General features: G+C 77.8%; 2 protein-coding genes. Both read left to right on the forward strand.

From position 1 onward, the window contains the following. The coding region (locus tag ICW40_RS04050; RefSeq protein ID WP_221652551.1) for an ABC transporter permease at positions 1-861 on the forward strand (861 nt) is incomplete at its 5' end. Further along, positions 858-2,009 (forward strand): ABC transporter ATP-binding protein, encoded by a 1,152-nt coding sequence (locus ICW40_RS04055; RefSeq protein WP_374199127.1) that lies wholly within the window; start codon positions 858-860, stop codon positions 2,007-2,009. The genes ICW40_RS04050 and ICW40_RS04055, both read left to right, overlap by 4 nt. The last annotated feature ends 159 nt before the right edge of the window (positions 2,010-2,168 follow it).

Consider the following 2,168-nt stretch of genomic DNA (forward strand, 5'->3'; position numbering starts at 1 on the left):
GCCCTGCCGCGGCCGGCGCTGCGCGGGCCCGACCGGAGCGCGGGCGACGTCGTCGCGGTGGCGGTCACGGCGCTCGTCGTCGGCGTGCTGCTCGTGCTGCCGCTCGCGACGGTCGTCGTGCGCTCGCTGCGCACGCGCGAGGGCTGGGGCCTGGGGAACTACGTCGCGCTCGGGACGACGGGCGGTCCCAACGCGCTGAGCGTGACCGTGTGGGAGGCCGCCGTGACGTCGGTCCGGATCGCGCTCGACGCGACCGTGATCGCCGTCGTCGTCGGGGGTCTCGTGGCGCTGGTCGCGTCGCGCCGACCGCGCGCGCCCGGCACGCGCCGCGCCGTGCGCGTGCTCGACGCGCTGTTCATGCTGCCGCTCGGCGTCTCGGCCGTGACGGTGGGCTTCGGGTTCCTCGTCGCGCTCGACCGGCCGTGGGGGCTCGACGTCGACCTGCGCGGGTCCGCCGCGCTGATCCCGGTGGCGCAGGCGGTCGTCGCGACGCCGCTCGTGGTGCGTACCGTGCTCCCCGTGCTGCGCGCCATCGACACCCGGCTCCACGAGGCCGCGGGCGTGCTCGGCGCCGCGCCGACGGCGGTGCTGCGGCACGTCGACTGGCCGATCGCGGCGCGCTCGCTCGGCGTCGCGATCGGGTTCGCCTTCGCCGTGAGCCTCGGCGAGTTCGGGGCGACGTCGTTCCTCGCGCGACCCGAGCGGTCGACGCTGCCCGTGGTGATCTTCCGGCTCATCGGGCGCCCGGGCGCCGAGAACCTGGGCATGGCGCTCGCGGCCGCGGTGCTGCTCGGCCTCATGACGGCGGCGGTCATGGGTCTCGCCGAGCGGCTGCGGCCCGGCGGGGAGGGCGAGCTGTGAGCGTACGCGACGCGGGTGGCGCGGGTGGCGTGGGTGACGCGGCTGCTGCCGCGACCCGCGGGGCGGGCGAGGGCCTCGAGGTGCGCGACGTCGTCGTGCACTACCGGGACGACGACGGCTCGGTCGCGACCGCGGTCGACCACCTCGACGTCGACGTCGCGCCGGGCGAGGTGCTCGCCCTGCTGGGACCGTCGGGGAGCGGGAAGTCGAGCCTCCTGCGGGCGATCGCGGGGCTCGAGCCGGTGTCCGCGGGGACCATCCGCTGGGGCGGCGCCGACCTCGCCGGCGTGCCCGTGCACCGGCGCGGCTTCGGGCTGATGTTCCAGGACGGGCAGCTGTTCCCCCACCGCGACGTCGCGCGCAACGTCGCCTTCGGGCTCGAGATGGCGGGCGCGTCACGCGCGGAGCGGCAGGCGCGGGTCCGCGAGCTGCTCGAGCTCGTGGGCCTGGCCGGGTTCGACCGCCGGGAGGTGACCACCCTCTCGGGCGGTGAGCGGCAGCGCGTCGCGCTGGCCCGGTCGCTCGCGCCGCGACCCCGCCTGCTGCTGCTCGACGAGCCGCTCTCGGCGCTCGACCGGTCGCTGCGCGAGCGGCTCGCGACCGAGGTGCGGGCCGCCCTCACGGCGACGGGGACGACCGCGGTGTTCGTGACCCACGACCACGACGAGGCGTTCGCCGTGGCGGACCGGATCGCCGTCATGGACGCCGGGCGTCTGCTGCAGGTCGCCGAGCCCGTGGTGCTCTGGCACCGGCCCGCGAGCCGCCGGGTCGCCGAGTTCCTGGGCTACGAGGCGTTCGTGGCCGCCGACTCGGCGGCGGGGCGAGTGCTGGCGGAGGCGATGGCGGACGGCCCGACGAGCGCCATCTCCCCGGGCGAGGGCGCGGGCGGAGCGCCGGCGTCGGGCGGCGGGACCTTCGCGCTCGGGCCCGGGTCGGTCGAGCGGGCCGACGACGGACCGCTCACCGGCCGCGTCGTGAGCGCGGGCTTCGGCCGCGGCGTGACGGAGGTCCTGGTCGACGTCGACGGTGTCGGCCTCGTGACCGTCGTCGAGCCGAGCTCGCTGGCCAGCGCGGCACGCGGCCTGCCCCCGGCGGGCCGGTCCGCACGCCTGCGTCCCGTGCCGGACGCGATCGCCGTCGTCCCCTGACCGGGGTCGGCCGGTCACGTGTCGCCGTTGCCGTTGCCGTTGCCGTTGCCCCGACCCGGCAGGCCGGTCGCGTTCGCCGTCGCGTCCCCGACCCGGCCGGCCCGCCCCGTCGCGCTCGAGCACCCCGGGATGTGCGGCGCGCGGTGCTGCTGTGACCGG

Source organism: Actinotalea ferrariae (genome assembly GCF_019733465.1).
GTDB classification, from domain to species: domain Bacteria; phylum Actinomycetota; class Actinomycetes; order Actinomycetales; family Cellulomonadaceae; genus Actinotalea; species Actinotalea ferrariae_A.